The sequence below is a fragment of the Micromonospora sp. NPDC049799 genome (assembly GCF_040656655.1).
Taxonomy (GTDB): Bacteria; Actinomycetota; Actinomycetes; order Mycobacteriales; family Micromonosporaceae; genus Micromonospora.
The window spans coordinates 1-1,664 of the sequence record NZ_JBFAMU010000783.1 but is presented as its reverse complement, the minus strand read 5'-3'; the positions used below and the strand labels follow the sequence as shown (position 1 = coordinate 1,664).

1 protein-coding gene is annotated in these 1,664 nt (G+C 75.7%); it reads right to left on the bottom strand.

Features of this window, described 5'->3' with window-relative positions; translation table 11 throughout:
• Positions 1 to 1,398, bottom strand: a 1,398-nt coding sequence (locus AB0I76_RS29425; RefSeq protein ID WP_357042260.1) for a penicillin acylase family protein, incomplete at its 3' end; no start/stop codon positions are given.
• Between the last annotated feature and the right edge of the window lie 266 nt (positions 1,399 to 1,664).

Below are 1,664 nucleotides of genomic sequence, written 5' to 3'. Positions count from 1 at the left end.
GAGGCCGTCGGGGTCGAGCCGGTCGAGCAGGCCGCGCAGCGCCGTCGCGGGCAGCCGGCTGTCCATGTGTACGACGTCCGGCTCGACGCCGTCGGCCACGAGACCCGCGATGCGGCGCGCGCGATGGGGCGGGGCGAAGTCCGTACCCAGGTCGGCCACGTCGGGGCGCCGGTCGTTGGCGCACACGGTGGGACCCTCCACCGGGGCGTCGGCCAGGGGCGCGTACCCGCCCCGCCACCGGTAGCGCGGGTCCCAGCCGGGCACCGGCTCCCGCCGGCACCGGTCGTCGCGAACGGGCACCAGCCCGGCGACGAGCCGGCGTATCCGCCCGCGCCGGTCGGCGGTGAGCACGCTGTTGACGGGCTCGACCCAGACCCGCAGCGCCTCGACGACGTCGTCGGTGGTGCGGGCCCGCAGCAGCGGCAGCAGCGCGCCGAAGCCGAGGTTCCCCTCGACCCGGCTCGGCGTACGCAGGCTGATCGCCTCGCCGGTGCGGCGGTCGTGGTCGACGACCGGGCCGCGGGGCGTCTCGATCACCTCCACGGATTCCGGCTCGCCGCCGCGGACGTCGATCCGCTCGACGTGGCGCCGTGCCGGCACCCAGCCGTCGGCGTCCCGGACCAGGAGCCGTTCGCCCTCGCGGCGCAGCTCCTCCCGGTAGAGGTCCTGGTAGTCGGCCATCGCGTTGGTGATCGCCCAGGCGACCTCCCCGGCGTGTCCGAAGTGGGGGAGCCCCGGGACGCCCGGGAACGCGAGGCCGACCACGTCGAACTCGGGGCAGGCGAGCCGCACCTGCTGGTAGACGCCGGGCAGCTCCAGCATGCGGTGCGGGTCGCCGGCGATGACCGGTGCCCGGCCGGTGGCGGGGTCACCGGGCACCGCCCAGGCGTTGCTGCCCGATCCTCCCGGGTCCTCGGTCGCGAACAGGTCCACCGCCTCCGGGCCCAGGGTCGCGGCGACGTGCGCGCGCCACAGCTTGGTGGGGAACGTGCCGAAGAGGATGTGCTGGACGAGGAAGACCCCCAGCGGTGACCACGGTTGCCACCGGCCCGGCGCGCGGCCGATCGCGGCGAACTCCGGCGCCCCGGCGGCGCCCTCCGCGAGCCCGTCGTTGACGCCGTCGACGTACGCGGTGACCCATCGGCGGGTGGGCGCGTCGAGCCGGTCGAAGCACCGGCGTGCGGTGTCGTCGAGACGTGCCCGCCGGGCGAACCGGTCCCAGACCACCGCATCGGGGCCGAGGTGTGCGGCGAGCCGGCCCTCCGACCGCCACCGCTCGGTCTCGATCTGCCAGGCCCGGTCGGTGGCCGCGACCCGCCCCTGGAGGCGGGCCAGGTCGTCCACCGTGTCGGCCCGCAGGTGCGGGATCCCCCACGGGTCCCGGTGCACGCCGTTCATCACGCCTCCTTGACTTCGCATTAGGTTAGGCTAACCTAAGCCCCGTTGTGATCAAGCGACACGGTCACGTCACGGGGCGTGCCCGTCCCGGTCCACCGTGTCCTCCCGTGACCGAGAAGGACTGCCATGAGCCTGCCCGGAACCGCCGTCGGGGCACCACCCCCCGGCCCGACCACCGGCTCGGCCGCCGCCCGCGCCCACCTGTTCCACGCCGGCTCCGCCGAGCGGTACCGGCGGGTGCTGGCCGACGGCATCGACCGGGTGGC